The sequence below is a fragment of the Rothia aeria genome (assembly GCF_016726365.1).
Taxonomy (GTDB): domain Bacteria; phylum Actinomycetota; class Actinomycetes; order Actinomycetales; family Micrococcaceae; genus Rothia; species Rothia aeria.
This window is the reverse complement of the sequence record NZ_CP068102.1, coordinates 626,980-651,669: the sequence shown is the minus strand read 5'-3', so window position 1 is coordinate 651,669 and position 24,690 is coordinate 626,980. Positions and strand designations below refer to the sequence as shown.

Here is a 24,690-nt window from a genome sequence, read left to right as displayed (position 1 = left end):
AACGCCCCAATCCCGTATGCTAAAAGCAGGTAAGTACCTGCGCATCACCATATGAAAGCGAATAAGCATGCATGAGAAACCTAAGTTAACGATTGCTATTGATGGCCCTTCCGGGTCTGGAAAGTCTTCAGTCTCAAAAGAGGTGGCGCGTCATTTTGGGTTGGCGTATCTTGACACCGGCGCCATGTACCGTGCGGCAACCTGGTATGTGCTGGAGCGGGGGATTGACCTGGCTGACGCTGAGGCTATCTCCCAGGCGGTGGTTGAGATGCCGTTGGTGTTTGGCACCAATATTAAGGAAGAAGAGATCCTGATTGGCTCTACCGATGTGCGTGAGCAGATCCGCTCTGAGCGGGTTTCGGCGGCGGTCTCAGCTGTGGCGTCCGTCCCGGCGGTACGTGAGCACCTGATCGGGTTGCAGAGATGGGCCATTGGGCACGCCGTGAATGGTATTGTCGCCGAGGGGCGTGATATTACCACTGTGGTGGCCCCGGACGCGGATGCGCGTATCTTGCTGACTGCTTCGGAAGAGGTGCGTATGGCCCGCCGCGGCCTGGAAAATACTGAGAAGTCGGGTTCTGCGGGCGATTTGACGCAGCAGATCTCTGAGCGTGACGCCAAAGACTCGAAGGTTAATAATTTTATGCAGGCCGCAGCTGGTGTTGAGCTGATTGATAGCTCCGAACTGGACTTTAACGCCACCGTTTCGGCTGTGATTAATGCGGTAAACGCGCAGGTGAAAGCAAAACGCGGGGGATAACCCACGCAGCAGTACGTAATGTGCGAACAGCCTGGCTCCCAGGCTCCTAGTGGGACCCTTATGGGAAGTGGTTCGGGTGTTTGCAGTGTAGAAAGGGGACGCGCATGGCTGAGAACGATGCTATCCGCGATGACTACGAAGACAAATATTTAGGCGGCGGTGAGGATGATGTCACCGAGCGTCTAGCTGATATTGACGATGAGACCGCCGAGGCACGTGCACAGGCTCTTCTGGAGGGGCTTGAGGACTATGATCTTGATGAGGAAGATCGTGCGCTCTTGGGTGCCTGGGGTTTTGAGCTTGACGAGGAAGAAGAACAGCTTGCTGACCCGGTGGTAGCGATCGTGGGGCGCCCCAATGTGGGGAAGTCCACGATTATTAACCGTATTTTGGGTCGGCGTGAGGCCGTGGTGGAGGATAAGCCGGGGGTGACCCGCGACCGTGTCTCCTATAAAGCTGAATGGTTGGACAAACGTTTCACCCTTGTTGATACTGGCGGCTGGGAATCTGATGCACGCGGTATTGACGCCCAGGTGGCGGATCAGGCGGAAATCGCGGTTGAGCAGGCCGACGTTGTTATTCTTGTGGTGGACGCGCGCGTGGGTATTACCGCCTCGGATGAGCAGATTGTGCGCATGCTCCGGCGCGTGAAGAAACCCATTATCCTGATGGCCAATAAGATTGATGACGCTCACCTGGAACCGGAGATTTATAACCTGTGGTCGCTGGGAATGGGGCAGCCTTTCCCGGTTTCGGGTTTGCACGGTCGTGGCCTTGCGGATGCCCTTGACGAACTTCTAGAGGTCATGCCCGAGCACTCCCAGTATGCGCAGCCGGATGCGCTGGGTGGGCCGCGCCGTGTGGCGCTGATTGGTCGCCCCAACGTGGGTAAATCCTCGCTGCTGAATAAGTTGGCTGGTTCTGAACGTGCGGTTGTGAATGACCTTGCGGGTACTACGCGTGACCCTATTGATGAGGTTATTGAGCTGGGCGGTTACCCGTGGCGGTTTATTGATACGGCGGGTATTCGCCGCCGCCAGCATATGGCGAAGGGGGCAGAGTTTTATTCTTCGCTTCGCACTCAGACAGCTCTGGAACGCTCCGAGGTCGCGGTTGTACTTCTGGACGTGTCTGAGCCGCTGAGTGAGCAGGACGTGCGTATTATTCAGACCGCTATCGATTCCGGTCGTGCAATGGTGCTGGCTTTCAACAAGTGGGACACCCTTGATGAGGAACGCCGCGAGATGCTCGAACGTGAAATTGACCGCGACCTGGCGCACGTGAAGTGGGCTCCGCGCGTGAATATTTCGGCGAAAACCGGCTGGCATAAAGATAAACTGGTGCCCGCCCTGGAACGCTCGCTGGAGTCCTGGGATTCGCGTATCCCAACGGGGCGGCTGAACGCTTTCTTAGGGGAGCTGGCTGCGGCGCATCCTCATCCTTTGCGTGGTGGTAAGCAGCCGCGTATTCTTTTCGGCACGCAGGTGTCGTCGCGCCCGCCGAAGTTTGTGCTTTTCACAACCGGGTTCTTAGACCCGGGGTATCGGCGTTTTATTACGCGCCGCCTGCGTGAAACTTTCGAGTTCACGGGCACGCCGATCGAAATTTCGATGCGCGTGCGTGAACGCCGCTCCTTGGGGGAACGTCAGGGCGGTAAGACGAAGAAGAAGGGGAAGAGCACCCGCAAACGGTAGTCCCCTGCCCCGTGGCGTACTGGGTGCCTTGTGGTGGTCTCGAAGAAGCCGCTGCGAGGCGCCCGTGCTGGCATGGTGACCCCTTATGTGAGCAGCTGAGAACGGTAGCGCAAAAATTTCTGTTCCTTAGTCTGTGCCAAGTTGCACGGGGTAAAAACCTGGGGTATAGTTTATCGAGTGTTCAGGGGAGGGTTCCCCGGAATCATCGGGTTGTGGCGCAGCTTGGTAGCGCACTTGACTGGGGGTCAAGGGGTCGCAGGTTCAAATCCTGTCAACCCGACGCAGAAAACGCTCTAATCGGTAGAACTATCGGTTGGGGCGTTTTGTTGTATCTGGTATTGTGCATCATAAGTTACTGGTTTTGGCGGTTGACACAATGTACGTGACCGCAGGCTAGCTATGACCGGAAGGCAGCGGTGCAGAATGCAGAAACTGTATAAGTTACTCGCCATGGTTGATGATGCCCTGATCGCCCCGGGTGCAACGAATACTGAACGCTTACTGGGTTACGGAGCCGGTGTTTGCGGTGCTATTTTTGCGGGAACAACCGGTGCGCTGCAGGGCATTTCAGGCTTCGGGATTGTCCTGCTGATTGTGGGCGGCTTCGACCTTTTCGGGGGAGCAGTTGTGAACGCAACCCCAGCGTGTTCACGGCGTTTCCACACGGGGAAACGATCCCGCGGGTCTGCTTTGGGGTTTATTGCCAGGCATATTCATACGCTGGTGTTAGCGGCCGTGCTGCCCACTGTAATGCCGTGGGCAACAGCCATTGTCGCCTATGCGGGTGTTCTACTGGCCGCAGCGCTTATCGTCTCTGTCCGCAGTCAGTACCGACCGCCGGTAGCGTTTGGGCTTGCCGTCGTCCTCATCGCTATCTGCCTCGCGATACAGCCGCTAAGCCCCGCCGCAGTATGGGTAATCCCCGTCTTGGTTATTAAGCTGCTGCTCTCACATCTTTTACCGCACCCAACCAACGAGCTATAAGCACAAGGCGCAGAAGAGCCCTAGCAATAACAGAAAATTTCACTCTAATAACAGGCAGCGACTTTAGCAGCCTCACGTGAGCGAATGCCGCTTATGCCTTCATCGTTGTCTCGCCGGCGGCACCGCGTAATGGTGAGTTAGCTGCCGCCGCTGGTAATAACAGCATCGCGGCCAATCCACTCAGCATCGAGGGCGGCACGGTACATAAAATGGCCCACATCGGCGCGGCTCACCTTTAGTACCGCGGAATTCATGGAAATATTCTCTCCCACACGGTAAGTGTCGGTGGCTGGGCCGTTTGTTAGAGCGGTAGGGTACACGATGGTGTAGTCCAAGTCGCTGGCGCGGAGCAGCTTTTCTGCCTCAGCCTTATTCGCATAAATATTGCGCAGTATTGTCTTATACACCGCTTTCTGGCTGAAGGTGGCCGAATCGTAGGTGTGCGCAACACCGAAAGACGATAACCACACCAGGCGGTGAACACCGGTGGCAGATGCCGCCTGCAGAATCGCCAAGATGGCGTCCGTAAAAAGGTTCTCCGCCCGCAGGGCTTTACCACGGCCTAGAGCGGAGATGATGACGTCCTGCCCGTCCATGGCTTTCGTTAGGTCCTCAGCTGAGGTGGCATCACCGCGAACAACCTTCACCTGCTGCCCGAACTGTTCCAGCGTTTCGGGGTGCCGGGCTAAGGCGGTGACGGTATCCCCATGTTCCAGGGCTTGCTGAAGCACTTGTTGTCCAGTGGGGCCGCTGGCTCCAAGTAAAAGGATATTCATCATTATTCCTCCCAGGCGGTATAGGCGCGCTCTGACAACATCTGCGAGTTTACTTAACAATGGTAGTAAAGTTCATGTAGAAGATAAATGTTTTAGGCGCACGGAATCTGCCCCCAAGTAATAGCCCTAAAGGCCGTTGATCTGTCTGGATATCCAACATGTTGAGGCGGTTAGCCAAATAATAACGCGGAGCGCAGTGAAATCTTCAGGTTGTGATGCAACTATGATGTTTCAGTCTTTAGGTGGGGATATTTGCGAACAAGTTGTCATGAAGTGGTACATTCATAAGTGGGACGGGGAACACATAAGCCACCGTAACCATCTGGCAGGCAGGTTTAGCGTTTTCTCCGTTTGAAAACACATCAATATGCTGCCGCCAAACCCACAGAAACGCAATACTACCGGTAAGGCGCTCGCTGAGGGAACGACGGCACAGCCCGCATAGAACCACTGCGGGCGCACTGCCGGAAGGACACACCCTCATGTGGCAACAGGTATACGACCCGTTACATTCCACCGTGCTATCAGCCCTCGTTGCGGCCATACCCATTATTTTCTTCCTACTGGGTCTTACCGTACTTAAACTTAGCGGCATTAAAGCGGCAGTCATTGCCCTGGTTCTAGCTCTGGGCATCGGAATCCTCGTCTTCGGGCTGCCAGCAGGTGCCGGGGCGGGTTCGATCCTTTACGGTTTCTTAGCTGGCATGTGGCCTATTGGGTGGATTGTGCTCATGGCCGTGTGGCTCTACCGCATTAGCGTGCGCGCCGGGAACTTCGACATCGTCCGTTCCTCCATCTCAGCTATCTCAACAGACCAGCGCATCCAGATGCTGCTGATTGCGTTTTGCTTCGGTGGGTTCTTGGAAGGGGCCGCCGGGTTCGGTATTCCCATCGCCATCTGCGCCGCGCTGCTGGTGAGCCTGGGGTTCAACCCGCTCAAAGCCTCCATGCTGGCGTTGGTTGCAAACGTCGCTTCCGGGGCGTACGGGGCCATCGGTATTCCTGTCAGCACCGGTGCCGAGAAAGGCAGTATTCCCCTTGCTGAACTATCAGCAGATATGATCCCTGTGTTGCAGATTTTTGCGCTTCTTACCCCTGTGCTCCTTGTGGTGATCCAAGACGGGCTGCGCGGTTTACGCGAAACAGGTCTGGTAGCGCTCATTGTCGGTGCCGTGTACTCCGGCGGACAGTCGCTACTGCTACAGGTGCTGGGCAACCCCGAACTGGTCGATGTGATCCCGCCGCTGCTGGCGCTTGTGGCGCTCGCACTAATAATGCGTGTGTGGCAGCCCAAAAATACTTACCGTGAACCTACCGCTCCCACACTCGAAGAGGTACAAGAGCAGGGGGCAGTGAAGCACACCGCCGGGGAGATCCTAAACGCCTGGAGCCCGTTCGTATACCTCTCCGTCGTTATTCTCTTGTGGTCCACCGTCCTCAAGCCGGTATTTGCTAAAGCCACCAAACCGGGGGAGAGCGACGGGCTGCTAGGATTCACCAATATCCCTGTTAATATTCCCGGTGTGCACAAGGCAATAGCGCAGGCAGCCCCTATCGTTCATGAACCCACCCCTGTGAAGGCTGTGTTTACCTGGAACATTTTGGGGGCATCCGGCACCGCGATTCTGGTGGCCGTCGTTATTACCGTGCTGTTCTCCAAGATCAGTTGGAAGGCCGCGTTCGAAGAACTCGGCGGCACCTGGAAACAGCTGCAAACTCCCATCATTATGATTTGCCTGGTCATGTCCTTAGCGAATGTGATGAACTACGCCGGAATGATCTCTTCCATCGCGCTGGCGGTGGCGGCCGCAGGTGCCGTGTTCCCGCTCCTATCACCCATTATTGGCTGGATTGGTGTGTTCGTGACCGGCTCCGTGGTGAACAACAACATCCTCTTCGCCGGTCTGCAATCAACCACCGCACACCAGATCGGTGTGAACCCCACTCTGTTGGTGGCTGCCAACACCTCTGGTGGTGTGATGGCAAAAATTGTTTCGCCCCAGTCAATTGCTATCGCTGCGGCCGCAGTGAACAGCGCCGGGCAGGAATCGAAGATTACCTCCATGTCCATTAAATACAGTGCAGGGCTGCTGATCGTTCTGTGCGTGTGGGTGTACCTACTCTCACTGGTGATGACGCACTAATCACCTCGGGCAGTTTCAACTCACATACCACCATAGCAGCCACTACAACCGGCGGGTTCCGCAACGGAAATAACCGAGCGGAACCCGCCAGTTTCATGTGTCTACACCGCAAGTCAGTGCCGCCTCATATGAGTCACTCCCCGCACTCATGGTACTTTTGAAAAGAAAAGGTTGTGTGTACCCTTATTAGTCTCACATGTCCACGTCTCACTACAGCAATGGGTACAGAGCGGGAATAACACCGGTACACACCACTGTTATATACACACAAATACAGATAAAACGCACGATGCCGCCCACACACCTGCCACACCAGTAGCAGGAACCGTGGCGGCATCACATCGTGAAATACCGAGCGGGAGCACACACAGCACCGCCGGGAAGGACTAAAAACTTATGTGGCAACAGGTCTATGACCCACTCCACTCGACTGTGCTTTCGGCACTGGTCGCAGCGGCGCCCATCATCCTTTTCTTACTGAGCCTTACCGTTTTCAAACTCACCGGCATTAAGTCTGCGCTCCTCTCGTTGGCGGCTGCGTTGGGTATCGGTATCTTCGTGTTTGGCCTGCCTGTCAGTGCTGGGGCGGGTTCGATCCTTTACGGTTTCTTAGCTGGCATGTGGCCTATTGGGTGGATTGTGCTCATGGCCGTGTGGCTGTACCGCATTAGCGTGCGCGCTGGGAATTTCGATATTGTGCGCTCATCGGTGTCGGCAATATCCACCGATCAGCGCATCCAGATGCTGCTGATAGCGTTCTGTTTTGGCGGGTTCTTGGAAGGGGCCGCGGGGTTCGGTATTCCCATTGCTATTGCGGCGGCGCTGCTGGTGAACCTGGGCTTCAACCCGCTCAAAGCCTCCATGTTCGCACTTATCGCTAACGCCGCCTCAGGGGCTTATGGCGCTATTGGTATCCCGGTCACTACTGCCGCCAACTACGGAAACATTGATCTAGCAGGTCTATCCATAGATATTGTTCCGGTACTGCAGATTTTCTCAATGCTTATCCCCGTGCTCATGGTCGCCATTCAAGACGGGGTGCGTGGTGTGCGTGAAGTTGGGCCTGTTGCCTTGCTTATTGGTGCAGTGTTCTCTGGTGGGCAGTCAGCGATTCTGTTCTTCCTTGGCAGTCCCGAGCTGGTGGATATTATTCCGCCGCTGCTGGCGCTTGTGGTGCTTGCGTTAATGATGCGCGTGTGGCAGCCCAAAAATATTTACCGTGAGCCTACCGCTCCCACCCTTGAAGAGGTACAAGAGCAGGGAGCAGTCAAGCACACTGCTGGGGAGATCCTAAATGCTTGGAGTCCCTTCGTGTACTTATCGGTTGCCATCCTGCTGTGGTCTACCGCCCTCAAACCGGTATTTGCTAAAGCTGTTAAACCGGGGGAGAGCGACGGGCTATTGGGGTTCTCCACCATTCTGTTTAACATCCCCGGCGTGCATGGGGTAATTGAGCAGGCTGCCCCTATCGTCACTAAGCCCACCCCTGTGAAGGCTGTGTTTACCTGGAATATTTTGGGGGCCTCCGGCACCGCGATTCTAGTGGCGGTGCTGGTGACCGTGTTGTTCTCTAAAATTAGTTGGAAGGCTGCGTTTGAGGAACTTGGCGGCACCTGGAAACAGTTATGGCTTCCTATCCTCATGATCTGCTTGGTGATGGCCCTGGCGAATGTGATGAACTACGCTGGGATGATTTCCTCTATCGCACTTGCGGCCTCAGCTGCGGGCGCGTTCTTCCCGCTTATTTCGCCAGTAATCGGCTGGATTGGTGTGTTCGTGACCGGATCAGTAACAAACAATAACGTGCTGTTCGCCGGTTTGCAGTCTGCGACCGCGCATCAGATTAATGTGAATCCCACTCTGCTGGTGGCCTCGAACACTGCGGGCGGTGTGATGGGTAAGATCGTTTCGCCTCAGTCGATTGCTATTGCTGCGGCTGCTGTGAATAGTGCTGGGCAGGAATCGAAGATTACCTCCATGTCTATTAAATACAGTGCTATTCTGCTGGTTTTGGTATGCGTGTGGGTGTACCTACTCTCACTGGTGATGGCCCGCTAAAGAGCTCCTTGCTCTTCGTCCAATACCTGTTGTCCGGCTCATCGGTACAGCGAGAAACCGAACAGGCACGTGGTGAGGCGAAGTATGTGCGTTATAAGTTACGGGCATGTATCTTCACTGGTCTGAGGGAGTAAAATTGTTCCTGTTTACCGATTGACACTACAGCAAGGAGAAGAACTTTATGCCAGCTATGCTGACCGTAGTCACCGTGTTCGCGTTTGTGGCAATTGCCATTCACGTGTATATCTGGATTCTTGAATCGTTTCTGTGGACCAAGCCAAAAGGCCGTGAAGTGTTCAATATGAGCGAGGAGTTCGCGGAGTCTACAAAAGATATGGCGGCAAACCAGGGGCTGTATAACCTGATGCTGGCTTGGGTTGCTGCCACCGGCCTGCTCGCTTTCTGGTTTGGTGGGCTCCCGCAGGTGGGTATCGCCCTCATGTTTGCTGGTTTGGGGTCGATGGCTGTAGCTGGTATTTACCTGTTTCTCACCTCAAAAGACAAGCGTAAGCCCGCGCTCATCCAATTTACCCCGCCGCTGCTGGCGCTGATTTTCCTGCTGGTGGTGATCTAGCCTCAGAGGTTTTTAATAGGATGCGCCCGCACCCGCGTATTGTAATACGCTGGTGCGGGCGCATCTTACTGTTTGCGTCATTCTATTGTGCGGTGTTTTCTGAGAAAAGTGTGAGGCGCCCGGTAGGGAGAGGTAACATAACCCCAAATATGAGGGGGCTAAAGTGCCTTGGGGGAGGGCAGGAGCCTGCCGTTTTCGTCGAAAAGCCCCATGACGCCCCTGCGATGAGAATCCAGCAGGTGCGCATCCACCATACCGATAGCGCACATGAGCGCGTAACAGCTGGTGGGCCCTAAAAATTTTCCGCCCAGTTTCTTAAAAGCCTTCGCCATAGCAGCGGACACGTCGTCCTGGGCGGGGACCTCGCTAAGTTCACGCGGGGTAATGGTGCGTTCGGGGAGGAAAGACCAAATGAAGGCTGGCAGCCCGGGCTCAACCCACTGACCATTTGGCAGATAAAAGCCAGCCAGCGAGGTGTCCCCAGCAGCCGCACGGTCACGCAGCTCGATGGTTAATAGCGCGTTAGAAATAGTAGCCTGTATTTTCAGGCGGTTGCGGATAATGCGCTCATCCTGCAACAGTCGTTCCACATCGTCGTTAGTGAACTTTACCAGAGCGTCCGGGACAAAATTTGCGAACAGTTCACGGAACGCCGGGCGCTTCACAAGAACCGTGTACCACGAGAGACCCGACTGGAAGCCTTCAAGGCAGACCCGTTCAAGCATTCCGCGTTCATCGGTAACGGGCACACCCCACTCGGTATCGTAGTAGTCACGTTCCAGATCGTTACGAACCCACGCGGGGTACTTCTCACGGGGCGCGTGATCCCCGGTGCCTATAGCCATGACTCTCCCCATCATCGAAAGTATCTATTGGAACAGCGCGTAGCTCTCAAATATACCAGTCTTTATCGGAAAAATATGGTGGAAAATTGGTGAGCACAACACTAAAACAACCGCCCGCTACGTATATCTTTAGGCTCTTCACGATCCAATAACCAACGTTTACGGTCAAGGCCTCCAGCGTATCCGGTGAGCTTCCCACCCGCACCGAGCACCCGGTGGCAAGGAATAATGATCGCGATTTTATTGTGACCAACTGCCTGCCCAACAGCCTGGGCGGGCGCACCAGGGCCAACCATCCGCGAGATTTCACCGTAGGTAACCGTATACCCGTACGGAACTGTTTTGAGATAGTCCCACACAGCCAGCTGAAAATCGGTGCCGTCGGGATCCAGCGGTACCTCAAAATCTGTGCGCCGACCCCTAAAATATTCGTCAAGTTCCCGCTCCGTTTGAGCGAGGATACGCGCCGGGGCCACATAGATGTGTTCGCCACGGCGTTCGGCATCGGCACCTATTGCCTGAGCCACCTCGTCGGCCTCAGCGACTAGACCAGCGGGGTCGGTAATACGTTCGCCCAGCTCATGGGGGAGCGGAAAATGGGCTTGCTCTTCATACCAAATGCCGGTCAGGGCGTTATCACTGGCTGCCATATACAGACGTCCCACTGGGCTGTTGATAATACTATGCCAACGCGGCGGGTACTGCCTCTGAAAGGCCCTCGGTTTGACGCTCATGGTCGCTCCCTGATCGTGAGGTTACTGCGAACCCGCCCATAACAGGGGAGAGCGCTATGGCGTGCCCGCATCATAATTAACCATCATATCGGTTAGCAGAAGATCTGGTTGAGGCGATTGCATAACCGATAGCGGGGGAATAAGGGGCAAACAGGTGATAAAACATGCGGGCTGTGTAGCGTTTCTTACCGTTATGTTTCCTGCGGTTAGCGTATCGGTATTCTCAATCAAGCGATACCTTGAACGTATCGACCCTGCCCCACGACAGGCAAAACCTGGGAGTATGATTTGAAAATCTTCAGGGGCCAACTGGCAGAGTTCAGAGGGTGCGGTATGCGGCTAAAATATTGTCTAATCACAGACAAACGCCGGGCGGCATCACCGCGCCCGTGCGCGGTAAATTTCAGCAAGGACGCCCTATGACTACGAATATGAATACTCAACAGCCCGACGACGAACTACAGCACTGGCGTTCCTCAGTGCAGGACTACATTAGCCGCAAAGATGACATTAACCTGTATATCGCTGCGCAGAACCTGAACCGACTAGCCCCCGCCGATCCGCTCGGGCTGTTCGGTCTTGCCAAGGCCCAGCGGCACAGAGGGGAGCTTGAGCCCGCCTACTTTAATATCACCCAGGCGCGCCAGCGCTCCGCAGAACCTGTTGAGGGGATGCTGTTGCTGGAGGCACAGCTCTCCCAGCAGCTCAACCAACATGCTGTCGCCGCAGACCGGTACGCTGAGCTCATTGCTCTTAATCCTCTTGAACCTGGTTACGTCACAGCCCGCGCCGAAGCACTCAGACTCAGCGGCCACACCGAAGAAGCCGATAAAGAACTCCGCAAAGGTCGCGATTTCTTTCAATACGACCAGACCCTACACGACTCAGGAGTTGAAGCCGCCGTAGCAACCGCAGAAAAAGACGCTATTAATATTAACCAGAAGCCCGCATACCTTACCGCCGAGGCTGCGAAAAACGCCCTAGAAATACTGCGTAAACCCGAGCCGCTTGAAAGCGTCAGAACTGCCTCAGCCCACCTGCGGGAACGCTACGAGAACCTTCAAACCGCCGCAGAATATGCGCTCAAGAGGCACTTCGTTTGGCGCGAATGGTGGCAGATGATCATTATCGGCCTGTTCCTGCTCTTCCTCATTCCTTTCGAATATGGTGTGCTGCATGGGGCAGTGGCAGGTATCCTGGAAACCCCGACCTTTACAGAGATCTTCGGAACGGTATTTGCAGTACTCGTGCTGCTGGGTATCCCGCTACTGCTGGGGTTTATTTTCTTCTTCCCTAAAGGCTATAAGATTAGCCGCTCAAAAGCCCGTAAGGCGGGGGTTCTTTTGTCACGTTAAAGCCCTCACAATATGTACTCATAGCATGGGATAACGGGTAGGATGTCATCAGAAGAAGCCGCTTGTTCCTAGGGGCGCTGTAATGCCTAATTTTCTGGTACTGCATAATGTTCCCGCATGTCTATCTTAGTAAAGCAAGAGCCCGCCATATATACTGAGGCTAGTAGTGACCTGCAATAAGCATCTTATGTATATTTGAATATAGGATGATGCCTGAAAAGACCAGCCACCACTGAGAGGGAATACATGGGGATCGCTATAGGAATAGATCTGGGGACGACGAACTCTGCGATAGCTGTTGTACGGCCTGATGGAAGACCAGAGATCCTTAAGAACCGTGAGGGGGCTGTTACTACCCCCTCTGTTGTCCTCTTTCAAGACTTTGGAGGTGGCGATGAGCCGTTGGTGGGAGAACAAGCTAAAAGGCAGGCGGGCATAAATCCTACTGACGTTGTGCAGCATGTGAAACGTTATATGGGGGATGCTTCGTGGAGGTTCGATTCAGAATCTGGCGCTCAGTATAGCCCTGAAGAAGTGTCCGCAATCGTTCTCAAACGGCTCAAAGAAGATGCTGAACTAGCCCTTGGGGCAAGCGTTACTGACGCCGTCATTACAGTTCCAGCATATTTTGACGACTCACGCCGCATCGCCACAAAACACGCCGGTCAGATCGCTGGGTTGAATGTTTTACGGGTGCTGAACGAGCCAACAGCTGCGGCGCTATCGTATGGAGTTGAAAATAACTCTGGGGGGCATGTGCTTGTCTACGATTTAGGTGGCGGAACTTTCGACGTCACTATTTTGCGTATTGCCGGGGCAGAGTTTGAAGTGGTTGCTACAGATGGCGATCGTAACTTGGGCGGGTTTGATTTTGACAATGCTCTGATGAACTACCTAAATGATGAGTTGAAAAAACAGGGTGCTCCTGACAGCTTTGAAGATGTTTCATTAATGGTGCAGCTGCGTGAACAGGCAGAAGATGTGAAAAAATCTCTCTCTACAGTTCCGGCCACGAATGCATATGTAACCATTCACGGCAGGAGCTACCGAGTGCCTGTGAACCGTGGAATATTTGATGCGCAGATTGCTGGGTTATTGCGTCGTACGGAAGAAATTTTGGAGGACGTCCTGCAAGAGGCACAGCTTACTTGGGCGCATATTGACAAGGTTCTTCTGGTGGGCGGTTCCACCCGTATGCCTGCTGTGCGGCAGATGCTTGAAAAGGTAACGGGTAAAACCCCAGAGTTAGGGGTTAACCCTGATGAAGCTGTGGCTCTTGGTGCTGCTATACAGGCGGCTCTGGAGTCTGAGCCTGAGGAAGAAACCATTGGGTTTATCGGTGGGCGTACAGCAGTTGAAGGGCTGTTGGGTGGTCCGGTACGGGTGAAAGACGTAACCTCGCAGGCATTGGGGGCAATAGTATTTGAGCATAATACGGATGAGAAGATTAATATAATTATTATTCCCCGTAATTCCGAAGTTCCAGCAAAGCATAGTCGAAAAGTTTGCACACGTTATGATTACCAAGAAAGTATTTTGGTTACAGTCACCCAGGGAGATGATGAAGATCCTGAATTTGTGACAATTGTGGGTAAAGGTGTTCTTGACATGCCAATAAAATATCCCAAGGGTGCACCGTTAGAATATATTTATAAGTACGATGTGGATCAGATTATCAATGTTGAAGTTATTGATTTAACTGCCAATATATCCTTAGGAACTTTTCAGATTGATCGTGTTGCTAACCTTACCCAGGAGCAGGTGGAAAAAGCGAATTATAAGATTGGAAGTATGATGATTATGTAGGTTGATGTATACAAAAATATACTTTCTATTGTGTTATAGATATTTTTAGTTCGATCTAAAATAGTTATTACGCTTAGATATAAGCTGTTTATCATGAACTATGGTTCTGCTGTCTGTGTAGATCCTATGTTCAGCTTATAGAGACGCTGCAATTAGCGGAAAAGGAGCATGTATGGGAATCGCAGTTGGAATTGACCTTGGCACCACGAACTCTGCGGTGTCAGTGGTACGTCCCACTGGTAAACCGGAAGTCTTGAAGAATAAAGAGGGTGATTCCATCACCCCATCGGTTGTTCTATTCCAATCATTTGGAGGGCCAGATGAGCCACTGGTGGGGGAGCAGGCTAAACGGCAAGCGGCGGCTTTCCCTGACGATATTGTGCAACACGTAAAACGGTATATGGGGGATCCGTCGTGGCGGTTTGACTCCTCATCTGGGGCACAGTATTCCGCTGAAGAAGTGTCGGCTATTATCCTCAAGAGGCTGAAAGAGGATGCCGAAATTGCGCTTGGCGAAGAAGTCACTGATGCTGTGATTACAGTTCCTGCTTATTTTGATGATGCCCGCCGAACCGCTACGAAACAGGCTGGTCAGATTGCCGGGTTAAATGTTTTGAGGGTTCTGAATGAGCCTACTGCGGCTGCGCTTTCCTATGGTATAGATGCGGATGCCAATGGTACGGTGCTGGTGTACGATCTAGGCGGCGGTACGTTTGACGTAACGATTCTAAAAATTGCTGGTACCGAATTTGAAGTGATCGCGACTGATGGTGATCGTAACCTAGGCGGATTTGACTTTGATAACGCCCTGATGAGCTACCTGAATGAGGAACTAAAAAAACAGGGCGCACCGGATGCTCTGGAAGATATTGCGCTCATGGCGTCTCTACGCGAAAAGGCAGAGTTTGCCAAGAAAGCACTATCCACTGTTCCTAAGACGAATGTACAGTTTTCAGCGAATGACCAGCACTACCGGGTGCCTTTGACTCGTGAAGAGTTTAATGAGGTTACTCAGTCGCTTATGGTACGCACCCAGGAATTGGTAGCTGATGTCTTAGAGGCTTCTAAGCTCACGTGGGATGACATTGACAAGGTTCTTCTCGTTGGTGGTTCGACCCGTATGCCAGCGGTGCGTGAACTTGTTGAGCAGATGTCAGGGAAGAGCCCTGAACTGGATGTTAACCCGGATGAAGCAGTAGCTCTTGGTGCAGCCATTCAGGCTACTCTGGAAGGGGATATTGAAGTCAGCACTGAACAGGTGGGCTCTAAAGCCACTGTTGAAAGTTTCCTAGGTGGTCCTGTGCATATTAGCGATGTTACGTCGCAGGCACTGGGTGTGATTCTCATAGAGGCTGACGGGGTGACCGAGTTCAACCAGGTCATGATTGAACGTAACACGAAAGTACCCGCAAAGACCGAACTGAAGACAAAGACTGCTTATGATCGGCAGACCGCAGTGCACGTAAAAGTGACCCAAGGGGATGAGCGGGATCCGCAAAATGTCACTATTGTTGGTGAGGGTCAATTGGAAATCCCTGTTTACCCTAAAGGTTCTCCGTTGCGCGTGAGCTATGAGTATGATGTCGATCAGACTGTTGTTGTTGAAGTGTACGACCTGACTGCTAATAAATCACTGGGGACCATTAAGATCGAGCGTGTCGCAAACCTGGGAGAAGGTGAGCTCGGGGAAATGGAGCAGAAGATCGGCGGTATGCAGATTAACTAGATAGAATCTGCAAAACATTAGGTGCCCGAGGTTTATCTTGCAGGAGCAGATTTTAGCTAGCGGGAGCACCTCGGGCACACATTCTATAATATCTTGGTTGTATTTTAGGTAGCTGTAATGAAAATATGTTTTTATTTCGGATTGCTACACTAAAGTAGCGGAGGAGAGATATGGATTTTAACGACTACTATGACATCCTTGAAATTGATGATTCGGCAGCGGAATCTGAGATTAAGGTAGCAATCCGTAAAACTCGTTCTCGTTACCGTAACCTAACGGGATCTCCTAATAAGGATCAAGCACGCAAAGCAGAACATATGATTGACGTGCTTGCTGAGGCAGAGAAGGTTCTCTATGATCCTGCTGCCCGAGCTGACTACGACCAGAAACTTGCTATTTATCGCACAAAGAAAATCCTAAACAATGATGAGAGGGAAGAGTCTTCCCTATCTGAAGAAGAAATTCGCCGTGAATATGAATTGCGGCTTGAGAAAGAGTGGCAGCGTCGGGAACGGAAACTCCGTGATGAATACAAGAAACGTAAAGAAGAACGGCACGATGACTCCATAATAGAGGAGGACATTAGTGACGACGAATTCCTAGACCGTTATGAAGAGCGTTTAGAACGGGCACGCCAAGAACGAGCTGCACGTGAGGAGCGTGAACGTCAGGAGCGTTTGGAGCGCGAGAGACAAGCTCGTGCAGAGCGGGAACGCCTCCACAAACTTGCACAGGAGAAACGTGCCAAGGAAGAAGCTGCGCGCTGGGAGAAACAGGTTACCAGCTATTTAGAGGATCAAAATCGTGATTATAAAGCTCTTCACTACGCCGCTCAGCAACTTACCTCATATAACTCTCGCAGTGCTATAGGGTGGCAGGCTCTGGCAATGGCCCAGTATGACCGTGGGGAATTTCCAGCGGCTGCTACATCAATCCGGCAAGCAAAACAGCTTTCGTCAACGCCCAGTGATGATCTGCTTTCCCTAGAAGCACTAATAGCCATTAAAAACGGAAACTATACCCAGGCGCTCGCGAATTATCGTCATCTTATTCAAGAGTATCCTGATAATCAAAAGTATATTGCCCAGTATATTCAAGCCCTTACCGTCAGTGGAGATCCACAGCATGCTGTTTCTGAAAGTGAGCGGGCTTTAGCTGTCCACCCTAATAGTTCAGAGATAAAGAAGCAATATGCTGTATCTCTTATGAGAGAAGCGCAGAGCTATTCTGTGCCATATGATGGATTATTGTATGTTGCTTCGCGGCAGCAGTTAAGAAACGCCCGTAAGGCTTTTGCAAAGGTACCCAAGCCTCATATGCTGCCTGAAGATATAAGGCCCATATATCATCAAGTGGCGGATCATATGAAGATTGCTACCAAGCGGCGGTGGACTGGAAATTTTCGGCTGATGTTCCTGTATTTTTTATTTTTGGGTGGGGCAATGGTGTTTATGCCGCTGATGACACTTATGGCTTTAGTAGATTCGATATCAAAATTTTATAGTGATATTTATGGATTTCTGGCTGATATAATCATCGCATTTATTGGAATGGGTATCTCAGTACCTGTGTGGTGGTTATTCTTTTACTGCTTCTATCAGCCAATGTGGCGTCACAATCGACGATGGCTATCAAGTATAGGAGTTGCTGTGCCGAGGTAATTTGCGTATAGAGAGCTAGCAGCTCTCTATACCCGCCATTGACCTTTAGTATGTATCCGTAGAAATGTATTTATAGTTATAATTTGAGGGAAATAATGTCAGACAATATACCTGAAACCTTGTATACCTCCCAGCCTGCCCTCCATGCTCGAGAGGGAGAACAAAATACTGAGGATAAAGCGGCAAACACCGATTATCCTCACACTGCGGATGGCTCTACCGCAACCGCTCAGCCTGTCCCCCAAGAGAACATCCATAGCCAGAGTGTGACTGTTTCAGCGTTCGTTACTCCAGGATTTGAAGAACGTGTGCTTGGAGAACTAGAAGAGTTACGTAACCGTTTTACCCATAAGATTGCTGAGGACCGTGCGAAGAATCAGCTGATTGTTTCGGTCCAACAGAGTTTACGTGAGCGTGATGAGACAGCTAGGGGAGAAGCATACCGCTCTATATTCAAGGAGATCCTCGTCGCCTTGGACCGATTGATCTCTCAAGAACCCTCAGCAGCTCTTACAGAATCAGTGCGGGAAGAAATCCTTGACATTCTCGCGCTGCGTGGACTGGAACGCATTGAGGCAAAAGGCCTCTACAACCCCGCAATTCATGAAGTTGCTGGTGTGGTACCTGCTGATGAGACGCATCCAGCGGGGAGTATCGTATCTGAGGTGAAGGAAGGTTTTATGCTTGCTGACCGAGTGCTCCGCCCTGCTTTGGTAACTGTGGCGCGTGCTGCTCAAGTTTCTAACGGCGTTCAACCTGAGACTACTTATACCGAACCTTCAGAGAACACCATCGAAGCATCCGGAACATTGCAGCCACATAACCCAACAGCTGTTCCCCAGGCAGAGCCTAACGAAACGCATCTGTCATAACTTTTCCTGATATTGTCTCAGGGGTGCCTAGGCCCTAGCCTAGACACCCCTGATATACGGTAGGCCGCAAATTTAAAGTTTATGCGGTGGGCACGTCCTCATCCACCCAGTCGAGGGTGCGCGCCACAGCCTTCTTCCAAAGGCGGTACTGGCGGTCTACCTCGGACTGCTCCATGGCAGGCAGCCACCGCTTATCCTCAGCCCAGTTCTCGACAACGTCTTTCTCGCCGTCCCAGAAACCGACCGCAATACCGGCTGCGTAGGCGGCCCCCAACGCAGTAGTCTCAATAACCTTCGGACGGATCACCGGGACCCCCAGAATATCCGCCTGGAACTGCATCAGGAACTCGTTCGCGGTCATACCGCCATCCACACGCAGCTCGGAAAGCTTCACACCGGAATCGGCGTTCATCGCGTCCAACACCTCGCGGGTCTGGAAAGCAGTCGCCTCCAGTGCCGCGCGCACAATGTGCGCCTTGTTTACGTAGCGGGTCAAACCTACGATCACGCCGCGCGCATCGGAACGCCAATGCGGTGCAAACAGGCCCGAGAACGCAGGAACCACATAGCAGCCACCCGAATCCTCAACAGAGGTCGCCAGCGCCTCAGACTCAGAGGCGTTGGTGAGCATGCCCAGGTTATCGCGGAGCCACTGAATCAGCGAACCACTCATCGCAACCGAGCCCTCTAGGGCATAAACGGGGTCGGTGTCACCAATCTTGTACGCCACAGTCGTCAGAAGACCGTTATCTGAGAACACGGGCTCATTCCCGGTGTTCATCAGCATGAAGTTACCGGTACCGTAGGTGTTCTTCGCCATGCCCTTCTCAAAGCAAGCCTGCCCGAAGGTTGCCGCCTGCTGATCGCCCAGGATACCGGCAATGGGTGTGCCGCGCATCAGGCCGGTCGGGCGCCCATAACCGTAGATCTCAGAAGAGGACTTAATCTCGGGGAGCATGCTCATGGGAATACCCATATCGGCAGCGATCTGCGGATCCCACTCAAGAGTACGAATGTTCATGAGCAGAGTGCGGGATGCGTTCGTCACGTCAGTCACGTGCACGCCGCCATCAACACCGCCGGTCAGGTTCCACACCACCCAGCTGTCGGTGTTGCCAAAAAGCAGATCACCGCGTTCGGCACGCTCACGAGCGCCGGGAACATTATCGAGAATCCACTTAATCTTGGGTCCTGAGAAGTAGGTTGAAAGATTCAGGCCCACAACATCGTGGTACTTGCCCACACCGTCATCGCCAGCGAGCTCATCAACAACTTCTTGGGTGCGGGTGTCCTGCCAGACAATTGCGTTATAAACCGGCTCACCAGTGTTCTTATCCCACACCACCGTGGTCTCACGCTGATTGGTGATGCCCACTGCGGCAATCTCGTGATGGTTTACCTCACCGTTTGCCATCGCCATTGCAACGGCTTTACGCACGTTATCCCAAATCTCAACGGGGTTGTGCTCAACCCAACCTGCCTTGGGGAAAATCTGCTCGTGCTCAAGCTGACCCACAGAAACGATCTTGCCCGCCTTATCGAAAAGGATAGCCCGGGAGCTGGTGGTGCCCTGGTCGATAGACATAATGTACTTGCGCTCAACATTCAGGGTGGCGCTGTGTAGGGGGTTAGTCATAGTGATTTCCTCACTGTTGTGGGAGACAGGCGGCCTGAAACACGCCAAACCTGTTATCTGACACGGAATAAAACTTTTAGGAGTAGAAACGGCAGAGGATACGCCGCCCGTCTCTTACATAACGGTGCCGGGCGGCGTATCACACCTCACCAATTAGAGCGCCAACAGCGCCGGAACAATCAGGCCAGCGAGCACACCACCGATGGTGGGGCCAAGCACCGGCACCCAGGAGTACGACCAGTTAGAGCCGCCCTTGCCGCGGATCGGAAGCACAAAGTGAGCGAAACGCGGGGCCAAGTCACGTGCCGGGTTAATGGCATACCCGGTTGCACCACCAAGGCTCATACCAATCACAACCACCACTAGGGCCACACCCAGCGGGCCAATCTGTGCAGGGGTCTTGCCCGAAGCAATAATCCACCCTACCAGCACGAACGTACCGAGGATCTCCGTCACCAGGTTCCAGCCGTACGACTTAATAGCGGGGCCGGTCGCGAAGATACCTAGGCGGTCGCCTTTCTCCTCATCAAAGTGTTTTTTGTACGCGAGGAAAGCCGCCACAGCACCGCAGAACCCGCCGAGCATCTGCCCGGCAATATAGATCGCAATATTAGCAGCCGAAGCGGGTACATTCTCGGCAAGGTCACGCCCGGCTGAGGCCAGCCCGAGAGTCACAGCAGGGTTGAGATGGGCGCCCGAAGGGAAAGACAGGTACACGGCGGTGAACACCGCAAGACCCCAGCCGAAGGTAATAACAACCCAGCCAGCGTTCTTAGCGTATGACTTGGGCAGGTTGACTGCGGCGCACACACCAGCACCGAGCAGAATCAGGATGAATGTCCCGAAAAATTCAGAGACAAACAGGCCTAACGTGTTGGCCTTACCGGCGGTATCCGCAAGGGCGCTACCGCCATCTGCGAGAAGCGTGCCGACGGCGGCAGCTAGAGGAATTGACATAATCGTCCTTTCAGCACTGCATTGTGAACTTCACATAACTATACGGGCAGCTAAAAACCTGCGGCAGTTAGCTGTGGTGCACATTGAGCGTGCGGCGGGGGGCCACAGGCTCAACGGCCTCAATCTTAGCGGATGCTTCGGCGTCGGTCGAGGCTGTCTCTGCCTGACGAATAGCCGCTACACGGGCCGCGTAGAGATCGAATTCTTTTTGGGCTTGTTCCGGCGACCAACCGAGTTCGGATCGCATAATCTCAAGGATCTCGGGGGCCGCAGCCAACCCGCGATCACGCTGTTCAAGGTCAAGACGCACGCGGCGAACCAGTACATCTTCCAGGTGCAGGGCACCTTCGTAGCGAACAGCGAATACAACGTCGGCGCGTAGGAACTGCGGTGCGTGTTTAAGAGGCGCACCAAGGTCCGGATCAGCATCAATAAGCGCACCAAGATCCTCAATCTGCGCGCCGTAGCGTTCCAGCAGATGGGTAATACGGTCTTCATCCCAACCATAGCGTTGTGCGTAACGGCCACGGCCGGCCTCAATAGCGCGATACCCATCAGCACCCACCAGTGCGATCGTCTCCGTCACCGATGGACGTTCCTGTGCACGATCACCGAGTGCAAAATCAACCGCATCCGCCGCCATTACACGGTAGGTAGTCAGCTTGCCGCCAGCAATAGCGCTCATACCGGGGGCAACCTCCGTAACAGTATGCTCACGAGACACCTTAGTGGACTGGGCACCATCACCCTTAACCTTCGGCTGCAAGAGAGGACGCAGCCCCGAATAGGTGCCGATGATGTCATCATGGGTCAACGGGTCAGCAATCAGCTTGTTCGCCTGCTCCAGCACGTAATCAATATCCTGCCGAGTTGCCACAGGGCGCTCGCGATCCTCGGTATACGGGGTATCGGTCGTACCAATAATCCAGTAACGCTGCCACGGGATAATGAAAAGTACCGATTTTTCGGTCTTTGTGAAAATACCGCTAGTAGCCTGAATACGATCACGCGGCACGACAATGTGAATACCCTTAGACGCGAGTACCTCAAGGCCGGCATCCGGGTTCGCCAGAGATTCAGACTCTTCGGTCCAGACTCCGGTGGCATTAATAATGTGTTTCGCTTTGACCGTGAGCTCCTGCCCGCTTTCCAGATCGGCCAGCCGCGCACCCACCACCTTGCCGGAGGTGTCTTTATCGATACCTACTACCTGGGTACGTGAAGCAGCCAGGGCACCATAACCGCTGGCGGTGCGAACAACATCAACAACTAGGCGGGCATCATCTACGCGTGCATCATAGAACTGAATAGCGCCGGTAAATGCAGAATCTTTGATATCGGGGAAAACCGTTTTAGTGCCCTTCTTCGTGAAGTGACGCTGCGAAGGAACTCCCTTTTTGCCGCGCGAACCGATGTACGCGAGGGCATCGTACATGCCAATGCCGATAGCGGAATAGGAGCGCTCAATAACGGGAGTCTTCAATGGCCACAAAAAGGGCTGCGCGTGCACGAGGTGAGGGGCAATTTTCTCGAGCAGCAGACCGCGTTCCTTGAGGGCCTCAGCTACGAGTTTGAAATCTAGGTTGTAGAGGTAGCGTAGGCCGCCGTGAATAAGTTTTGAGGACCAGGCGCTGGTACCTGCTGCCCAGTCTCCCGCTTCCACAATCCCTGTACGCAGGCCGCGAGTCGCCGCGTCGAGGGCGATACCGGCACCGGTAATACCGCCGCCAATGACAAGAACGTCGAGTTCGGGTCCTTCCGCCATATCAGCCAGTGCGCGTGCACGAGAGGAAGCGGTGAGGTGAGAAAGTTTATTGAACTGCTGAGAGCCCATTTGTGTTCTAATCCTTTTCTTCAGGGGCGTCTTTGTCGTCTGTGGTTGGGGAGGGAATAGGCCCACCTGTGCCGGGTGGGAACCGGCGCCAAAGCCAGCAAACTGTGTGCTTACACCGTTTTGAGGTTGCACTCAGTAAAACCTGGTGGTGAAATATTTACCAAGTATTATGAACGGATTTTCATGCGGGGGAGGGTGCATGTGAACGGACGAATCAATCAAGCCTATGAGGCCGCACAACTGTATTACGTACAAGATATGACTATGGACGGTATCGCTAATCGGCTTGGGGTTTCCCGCGCTACCGTCTCACGACTTCTCAAAAGCGCTCGTGAAACTGGCATGGTGCAGATTCGTCTGGATGATTCTTTCCGGGTTCGCAGCGAACTTGAGCGGCGCATTAGCGAACGATATAAGACCCGTGTAAGCCTAGTAAACACTCGGGCGGATGCTACACCTATCGCGGTGATGGGACAGGTGGCCCGTACTGCCGCCCAGCTTCTGGACTCTTTGATTGACGACGGAACAAGTGTTGGGGTGGCATGGGGTGCGACCGTCACTGAGGTGTCTCGGCATCTGCCGCGCCGCCCCCTCAATGGGGTAAAAATAGTGCAGCTCAACGGAGCGGGAAACGCCCACCACACCGGAATACCGTACCTGGACACCCTGCTGGGACGACTTGTTACAGCCTATGACGCATATATAGTGCATTTCCCCGTTCCTGCGTTTTTTGACTATGCCGACACGAAAGACGCTATGTGGCGGGAAAGGAGCGTGCAGGCAACTCTGCGGGCCCAACGCAAGGTTGACGTGGCGCTCTTTGGTATTGGTGCTTTCGGTGGGGCAATCCCATCGCATGTGTACTCTGGCGGGTATTTCGATGCTGCCGCGCAGCGTACACTGCGTGAGCAGGGGGTGGTGGGGGATATATGTACTATCCTGTTGCGAGAAGACGGCTCGTGGAAGGACCTGGAGATGAACCGCCGGGCCTCTGGCCCCACCCCGACAGAGCTAACTCATATTCCGCGTAGGTTGTGTGTGGCCTCTGGGGTGCATCGGGCAGCTGTGCTGCGGGCAGCATTGCGCACGGGGGCCATCACTGACCTGGTGCTGGATGAGCAGTTGGGGCGGGCCCTTATTGAGAAGTAAGAGCGAGGGCTTTTCGGTGTGGAGGGCAGCTGTTAAGAGTCGAACGCTTCACTCACCGCATACCGCATGGCTTCACGTACCATGGCAAGGGCGGGGGTTGTGACCGCATCGGCGCGTACCGCGGTAAAAATACTGCGGTAGGGGGCTCCCGGCAGATCCACTACCCGTAACCCTTCAGAGTTGGAGAGTGAAGCGAGAATAAAGCCGGGCACAATACTGGCGGCAAAACCAGCACGTACCAAGTTCACATTAGTGATCATGTCGTTGGCGCTGTATCGGATCTCGGGTTCGAACCCGGCGGCTCGGCATTGGTTGACGGCCCACCGGCGGGAGGTATTTTCTTCCCTTTCAAGAACCCACGGGATGTGTCGTGCCTCGTGTAGGGAGCGGATGGGGGAGTCCGCTGGAACGATGAGGCTCAGAGGGTCTTCAACCAGCAGCTCGGAGTGAAGTTCGGGGTATTCAGGGATGTAATGGTGTGGGTAGGATTCGGCGATTACCATGTCGTATTCGCGGCTTCTGGTCATTGAGATGCCGGTTTCCGGATCGATCTGAAGAACCTGCAGCACTAGACGCGGGGCGTGGTCGTGAAGGTAGGCGAGGGTGCGTGGCAATAAGGCGAATGATGCGGACTGGAAAATTGCTAGACGTACAGTTCCGGCTGGCTCTCCGGCGAGGGTAGCTACGCTGGTTTGCATGCGGTCTACTTCCCGCAGAATACGTCGGGCTGTTTCGATGACTACTAGCCCGGCGCTGGTAAGCTGCACACGCCTGCCTACGCGTTGGAGCAGGGCGGTTCCTGCTTCTTTTTCGAGGTTAGTGATCTGCTGGGAGACAGCTGATGGGGTGAGATTAAGTGCATGCGCGGCAGAGATGATGGTGCCTCGCTCGTGGATTTCAAGGAGCATCTGCATGCGGCGGATGTCGTACATGGCTGTCCTTCTGCTGGGTGAGATGGGGCTGCGACGTCTCTAGGATTTCAAGATTAGTATATAGAGATTAGCCTCACATCTACTCTAGGGTGATGAACCCCACTATTTTGGGGTATTTGGGGGAGTAAAGTAAGCGGCTGAAACCTCCTGCACTCCTGAAATGTGGCGGATTTTCGGGAGAAAACGATGCCAC

At 53.6% G+C, this 24,690-nt stretch carries 19 protein-coding genes and 1 tRNA gene; 13 read left to right on the top strand and 7 right to left on the bottom strand.

Annotated elements, in window-relative coordinates:
- Nucleotides 1–67 precede the first annotated feature (67 nt).
- The 4 genes from cmk (at nucleotide 68) to I6I94_RS02680 (ending at nucleotide 3,438) form a co-directional block, all read left to right on the top strand.
- Nucleotides 68–760 (top strand): (d)CMP kinase, encoded by a 693-nt coding sequence (gene cmk / locus I6I94_RS02695; RefSeq protein WP_201620848.1) that lies wholly within the window; start codon nucleotides 68–70, stop codon nucleotides 758–760.
- 104 nt (nucleotides 761–864) lie between these two features.
- On the top strand, nucleotides 865–2,454 hold the full coding sequence (gene der / locus I6I94_RS02690; protein WP_201620847.1) for a ribosome biogenesis GTPase Der: 1,590 nt from the start codon (nucleotides 865–867) through the stop codon (nucleotides 2,452–2,454).
- Between the two features lie 206 nt (nucleotides 2,455–2,660).
- Nucleotides 2,661–2,734: transfer RNA gene (locus I6I94_RS02685), tRNA-Pro, on the top strand.
- A gap of 143 nt (nucleotides 2,735–2,877) precedes the next feature.
- Nucleotides 2,878–3,438, top strand: coding sequence for a hypothetical protein (locus I6I94_RS02680; protein ID WP_128087617.1), 561 nt, complete (start codon nucleotides 2,878–2,880; stop codon nucleotides 3,436–3,438).
- 137 nt (nucleotides 3,439–3,575) lie between these two features.
- Here I6I94_RS02680 and I6I94_RS02675 read toward each other — a convergent pair whose 3' ends face one another.
- Nucleotides 3,576–4,217: an NAD(P)-dependent oxidoreductase gene (locus I6I94_RS02675; protein ID WP_236588907.1), complete on the bottom strand. Its 642-nt coding sequence runs from the start codon at nucleotides 4,215–4,217 to the stop codon at nucleotides 3,576–3,578.
- A 479-nt stretch (nucleotides 4,218–4,696) separates the two neighbouring features.
- Here I6I94_RS02675 and I6I94_RS02670 point away from each other — a divergent pair, with 479 nt between their 5' ends.
- The 3 genes from I6I94_RS02670 to I6I94_RS02660 all read left to right on the top strand — a co-directional run bounded on the left by I6I94_RS02670 (nucleotide 4,697) and on the right by I6I94_RS02660 (nucleotide 8,990).
- Nucleotides 4,697–6,358, top strand: coding sequence for an L-lactate permease (locus tag I6I94_RS02670; RefSeq protein ID WP_128087618.1), 1,662 nt, complete (start codon nucleotides 4,697–4,699; stop codon nucleotides 6,356–6,358).
- Nucleotides 6,359–6,754: 396 nt separating this feature from the next.
- Nucleotides 6,755–8,416 carry an L-lactate permease gene (locus I6I94_RS02665; RefSeq protein WP_128087619.1) on the top strand — a complete coding sequence of 554 codons (1,662 nt, stop codon included), beginning with the start codon at nucleotides 6,755–6,757 and terminating at the stop codon, nucleotides 8,414–8,416.
- 181 nt (nucleotides 8,417–8,597) lie between these two features.
- On the top strand, nucleotides 8,598–8,990 hold the full coding sequence (locus tag I6I94_RS02660; RefSeq protein ID WP_006887864.1) for a DUF1304 domain-containing protein: 393 nt from the start codon (nucleotides 8,598–8,600) through the stop codon (nucleotides 8,988–8,990).
- 158 nt (nucleotides 8,991–9,148) lie between these two features.
- Here I6I94_RS02660 and I6I94_RS02655 read toward each other — a convergent pair whose 3' ends face one another.
- Together I6I94_RS02655 and I6I94_RS02650 are read right to left on the bottom strand one after the other, a co-directional pair.
- Entirely contained in the window at nucleotides 9,149–9,835 is a 687-nt protein-coding gene (locus tag I6I94_RS02655) for a DNA-3-methyladenine glycosylase I (RefSeq protein ID WP_128087620.1), read from the bottom strand.
- 101 nt (nucleotides 9,836–9,936) lie between these two features.
- The gene (locus I6I94_RS02650; protein WP_201620846.1) at nucleotides 9,937–10,569 is read right to left on the bottom strand and encodes a methylated-DNA--[protein]-cysteine S-methyltransferase; all 633 of its coding nucleotides are present in this window, start codon (nucleotides 10,567–10,569) and stop codon (nucleotides 9,937–9,939) included.
- A gap of 419 nt (nucleotides 10,570–10,988) precedes the next feature.
- On the opposite strand from I6I94_RS02650, the gene I6I94_RS02645 reads away from it, so the two are divergent.
- The 5 genes from I6I94_RS02645 to I6I94_RS02625 all read left to right on the top strand — a co-directional run bounded on the left by I6I94_RS02645 (nucleotide 10,989) and on the right by I6I94_RS02625 (nucleotide 17,989).
- Nucleotides 10,989–11,924, top strand: coding sequence for a tetratricopeptide repeat protein (locus tag I6I94_RS02645; protein WP_128087621.1), 936 nt, complete (start codon nucleotides 10,989–10,991; stop codon nucleotides 11,922–11,924).
- Nucleotides 11,925–12,170: 246 nt separating this feature from the next.
- A complete protein-coding gene (locus I6I94_RS02640; protein ID WP_201620845.1) occupies nucleotides 12,171–13,730 on the top strand; it encodes an Hsp70 family protein in 1,560 nt (519 codons plus the stop codon).
- A 172-nt stretch (nucleotides 13,731–13,902) separates the two neighbouring features.
- Nucleotides 13,903–15,456 carry an Hsp70 family protein gene (locus I6I94_RS02635; protein WP_037236421.1) on the top strand — a complete coding sequence of 518 codons (1,554 nt, stop codon included), beginning with the start codon at nucleotides 13,903–13,905 and terminating at the stop codon, nucleotides 15,454–15,456.
- Between the two features lie 170 nt (nucleotides 15,457–15,626).
- Nucleotides 15,627–17,117: a DnaJ domain-containing protein gene (locus tag I6I94_RS02630; RefSeq protein ID WP_201620844.1), complete on the top strand. Its 1,491-nt coding sequence runs from the start codon at nucleotides 15,627–15,629 to the stop codon at nucleotides 17,115–17,117.
- 95 nt (nucleotides 17,118–17,212) lie between these two features.
- Nucleotides 17,213–17,989, top strand: coding sequence for a nucleotide exchange factor GrpE (locus tag I6I94_RS02625; protein WP_128087623.1), 777 nt, complete (start codon nucleotides 17,213–17,215; stop codon nucleotides 17,987–17,989).
- Nucleotides 17,990–18,068: 79 nt separating this feature from the next.
- Here I6I94_RS02625 and glpK read toward each other — a convergent pair whose 3' ends face one another.
- The 3 genes from glpK to I6I94_RS02610 all read right to left on the bottom strand — a co-directional run bounded on the left by glpK (nucleotide 18,069) and on the right by I6I94_RS02610 (nucleotide 22,416).
- A complete protein-coding gene (gene glpK / locus I6I94_RS02620; protein ID WP_128087624.1) occupies nucleotides 18,069–19,625 on the bottom strand; it encodes a glycerol kinase GlpK in 1,557 nt (518 codons plus the stop codon).
- A gap of 153 nt (nucleotides 19,626–19,778) precedes the next feature.
- Complete coding sequence (locus I6I94_RS02615) at nucleotides 19,779–20,582, bottom strand: MIP/aquaporin family protein (protein ID WP_280926889.1); 804 nt, start codon at nucleotides 20,580–20,582, stop codon at nucleotides 19,779–19,781.
- 67 nt (nucleotides 20,583–20,649) lie between these two features.
- Nucleotides 20,650–22,416: a glycerol-3-phosphate dehydrogenase/oxidase gene (locus tag I6I94_RS02610; RefSeq protein WP_201620843.1), complete on the bottom strand. Its 1,767-nt coding sequence runs from the start codon at nucleotides 22,414–22,416 to the stop codon at nucleotides 20,650–20,652.
- A gap of 201 nt (nucleotides 22,417–22,617) precedes the next feature.
- On the opposite strand from I6I94_RS02610, the gene I6I94_RS02605 reads away from it, so the two are divergent.
- Entirely contained in the window at nucleotides 22,618–23,565 is a 948-nt protein-coding gene (locus I6I94_RS02605) for a sugar-binding transcriptional regulator (protein WP_006887875.1), read from the top strand.
- Between the two features lie 32 nt (nucleotides 23,566–23,597).
- Here the strand turns inward: I6I94_RS02605 and I6I94_RS02600 are convergent, their stop codons facing one another.
- Nucleotides 23,598–24,497, bottom strand: a complete 900-nt coding sequence (locus I6I94_RS02600) for a LysR family transcriptional regulator (RefSeq protein ID WP_037236404.1) — start codon at nucleotides 24,495–24,497, stop codon at nucleotides 23,598–23,600.
- Nucleotides 24,498–24,690: the final 193 nt, after the last annotated feature.

What these genes read in the sequence shown, in the direction of transcription:
- cmk (WP_201620848.1), top strand. Translation starts at nt 68, where the DNA reads ATGCATGAGAAACCTAAGTTAACGATTGCTATTGATGGCCCTTCCGGG.
- der (WP_201620847.1), top strand. Translation starts at nt 865, where the DNA reads ATGGCTGAGAACGATGCTATCCGCGATGACTACGAAGACAAATATTTA.
- I6I94_RS02680 (WP_128087617.1), top strand. Translation starts at nt 2,878, where the DNA reads ATGCAGAAACTGTATAAGTTACTCGCCATGGTTGATGATGCCCTGATC.
- I6I94_RS02675 (WP_236588907.1), bottom strand. Translation starts at nt 4,217, where the DNA reads ATGATGAATATCCTTTTACTTGGAGCCAGCGGCCCCACTGGACAACAA.
- I6I94_RS02670 (WP_128087618.1), top strand. Translation starts at nt 4,697, where the DNA reads ATGTGGCAACAGGTATACGACCCGTTACATTCCACCGTGCTATCAGCC.
- I6I94_RS02665 (WP_128087619.1), top strand. Translation starts at nt 6,755, where the DNA reads ATGTGGCAACAGGTCTATGACCCACTCCACTCGACTGTGCTTTCGGCA.
- I6I94_RS02660 (WP_006887864.1), top strand. Translation starts at nt 8,598, where the DNA reads ATGCCAGCTATGCTGACCGTAGTCACCGTGTTCGCGTTTGTGGCAATT.
- I6I94_RS02655 (WP_128087620.1), bottom strand. Translation starts at nt 9,835, where the DNA reads ATGGCTATAGGCACCGGGGATCACGCGCCCCGTGAGAAGTACCCCGCG.
- I6I94_RS02650 (WP_201620846.1), bottom strand. Translation starts at nt 10,569, where the DNA reads ATGAGCGTCAAACCGAGGGCCTTTCAGAGGCAGTACCCGCCGCGTTGG.
- I6I94_RS02645 (WP_128087621.1), top strand. Translation starts at nt 10,989, where the DNA reads ATGACTACGAATATGAATACTCAACAGCCCGACGACGAACTACAGCAC.
- I6I94_RS02640 (WP_201620845.1), top strand. Translation starts at nt 12,171, where the DNA reads ATGGGGATCGCTATAGGAATAGATCTGGGGACGACGAACTCTGCGATA.
- I6I94_RS02635 (WP_037236421.1), top strand. Translation starts at nt 13,903, where the DNA reads ATGGGAATCGCAGTTGGAATTGACCTTGGCACCACGAACTCTGCGGTG.
- I6I94_RS02630 (WP_201620844.1), top strand. Translation starts at nt 15,627, where the DNA reads ATGGATTTTAACGACTACTATGACATCCTTGAAATTGATGATTCGGCA.
- I6I94_RS02625 (WP_128087623.1), top strand. Translation starts at nt 17,213, where the DNA reads ATGTCAGACAATATACCTGAAACCTTGTATACCTCCCAGCCTGCCCTC.
- glpK (WP_128087624.1), bottom strand. Translation starts at nt 19,625, where the DNA reads ATGACTAACCCCCTACACAGCGCCACCCTGAATGTTGAGCGCAAGTAC.
- I6I94_RS02615 (WP_280926889.1), bottom strand. Translation starts at nt 20,582, where the DNA reads ATGTCAATTCCTCTAGCTGCCGCCGTCGGCACGCTTCTCGCAGATGGC.
- I6I94_RS02610 (WP_201620843.1), bottom strand. Translation starts at nt 22,416, where the DNA reads ATGGGCTCTCAGCAGTTCAATAAACTTTCTCACCTCACCGCTTCCTCT.
- I6I94_RS02600 (WP_037236404.1), bottom strand. Translation starts at nt 24,497, where the DNA reads ATGTACGACATCCGCCGCATGCAGATGCTCCTTGAAATCCACGAGCGA.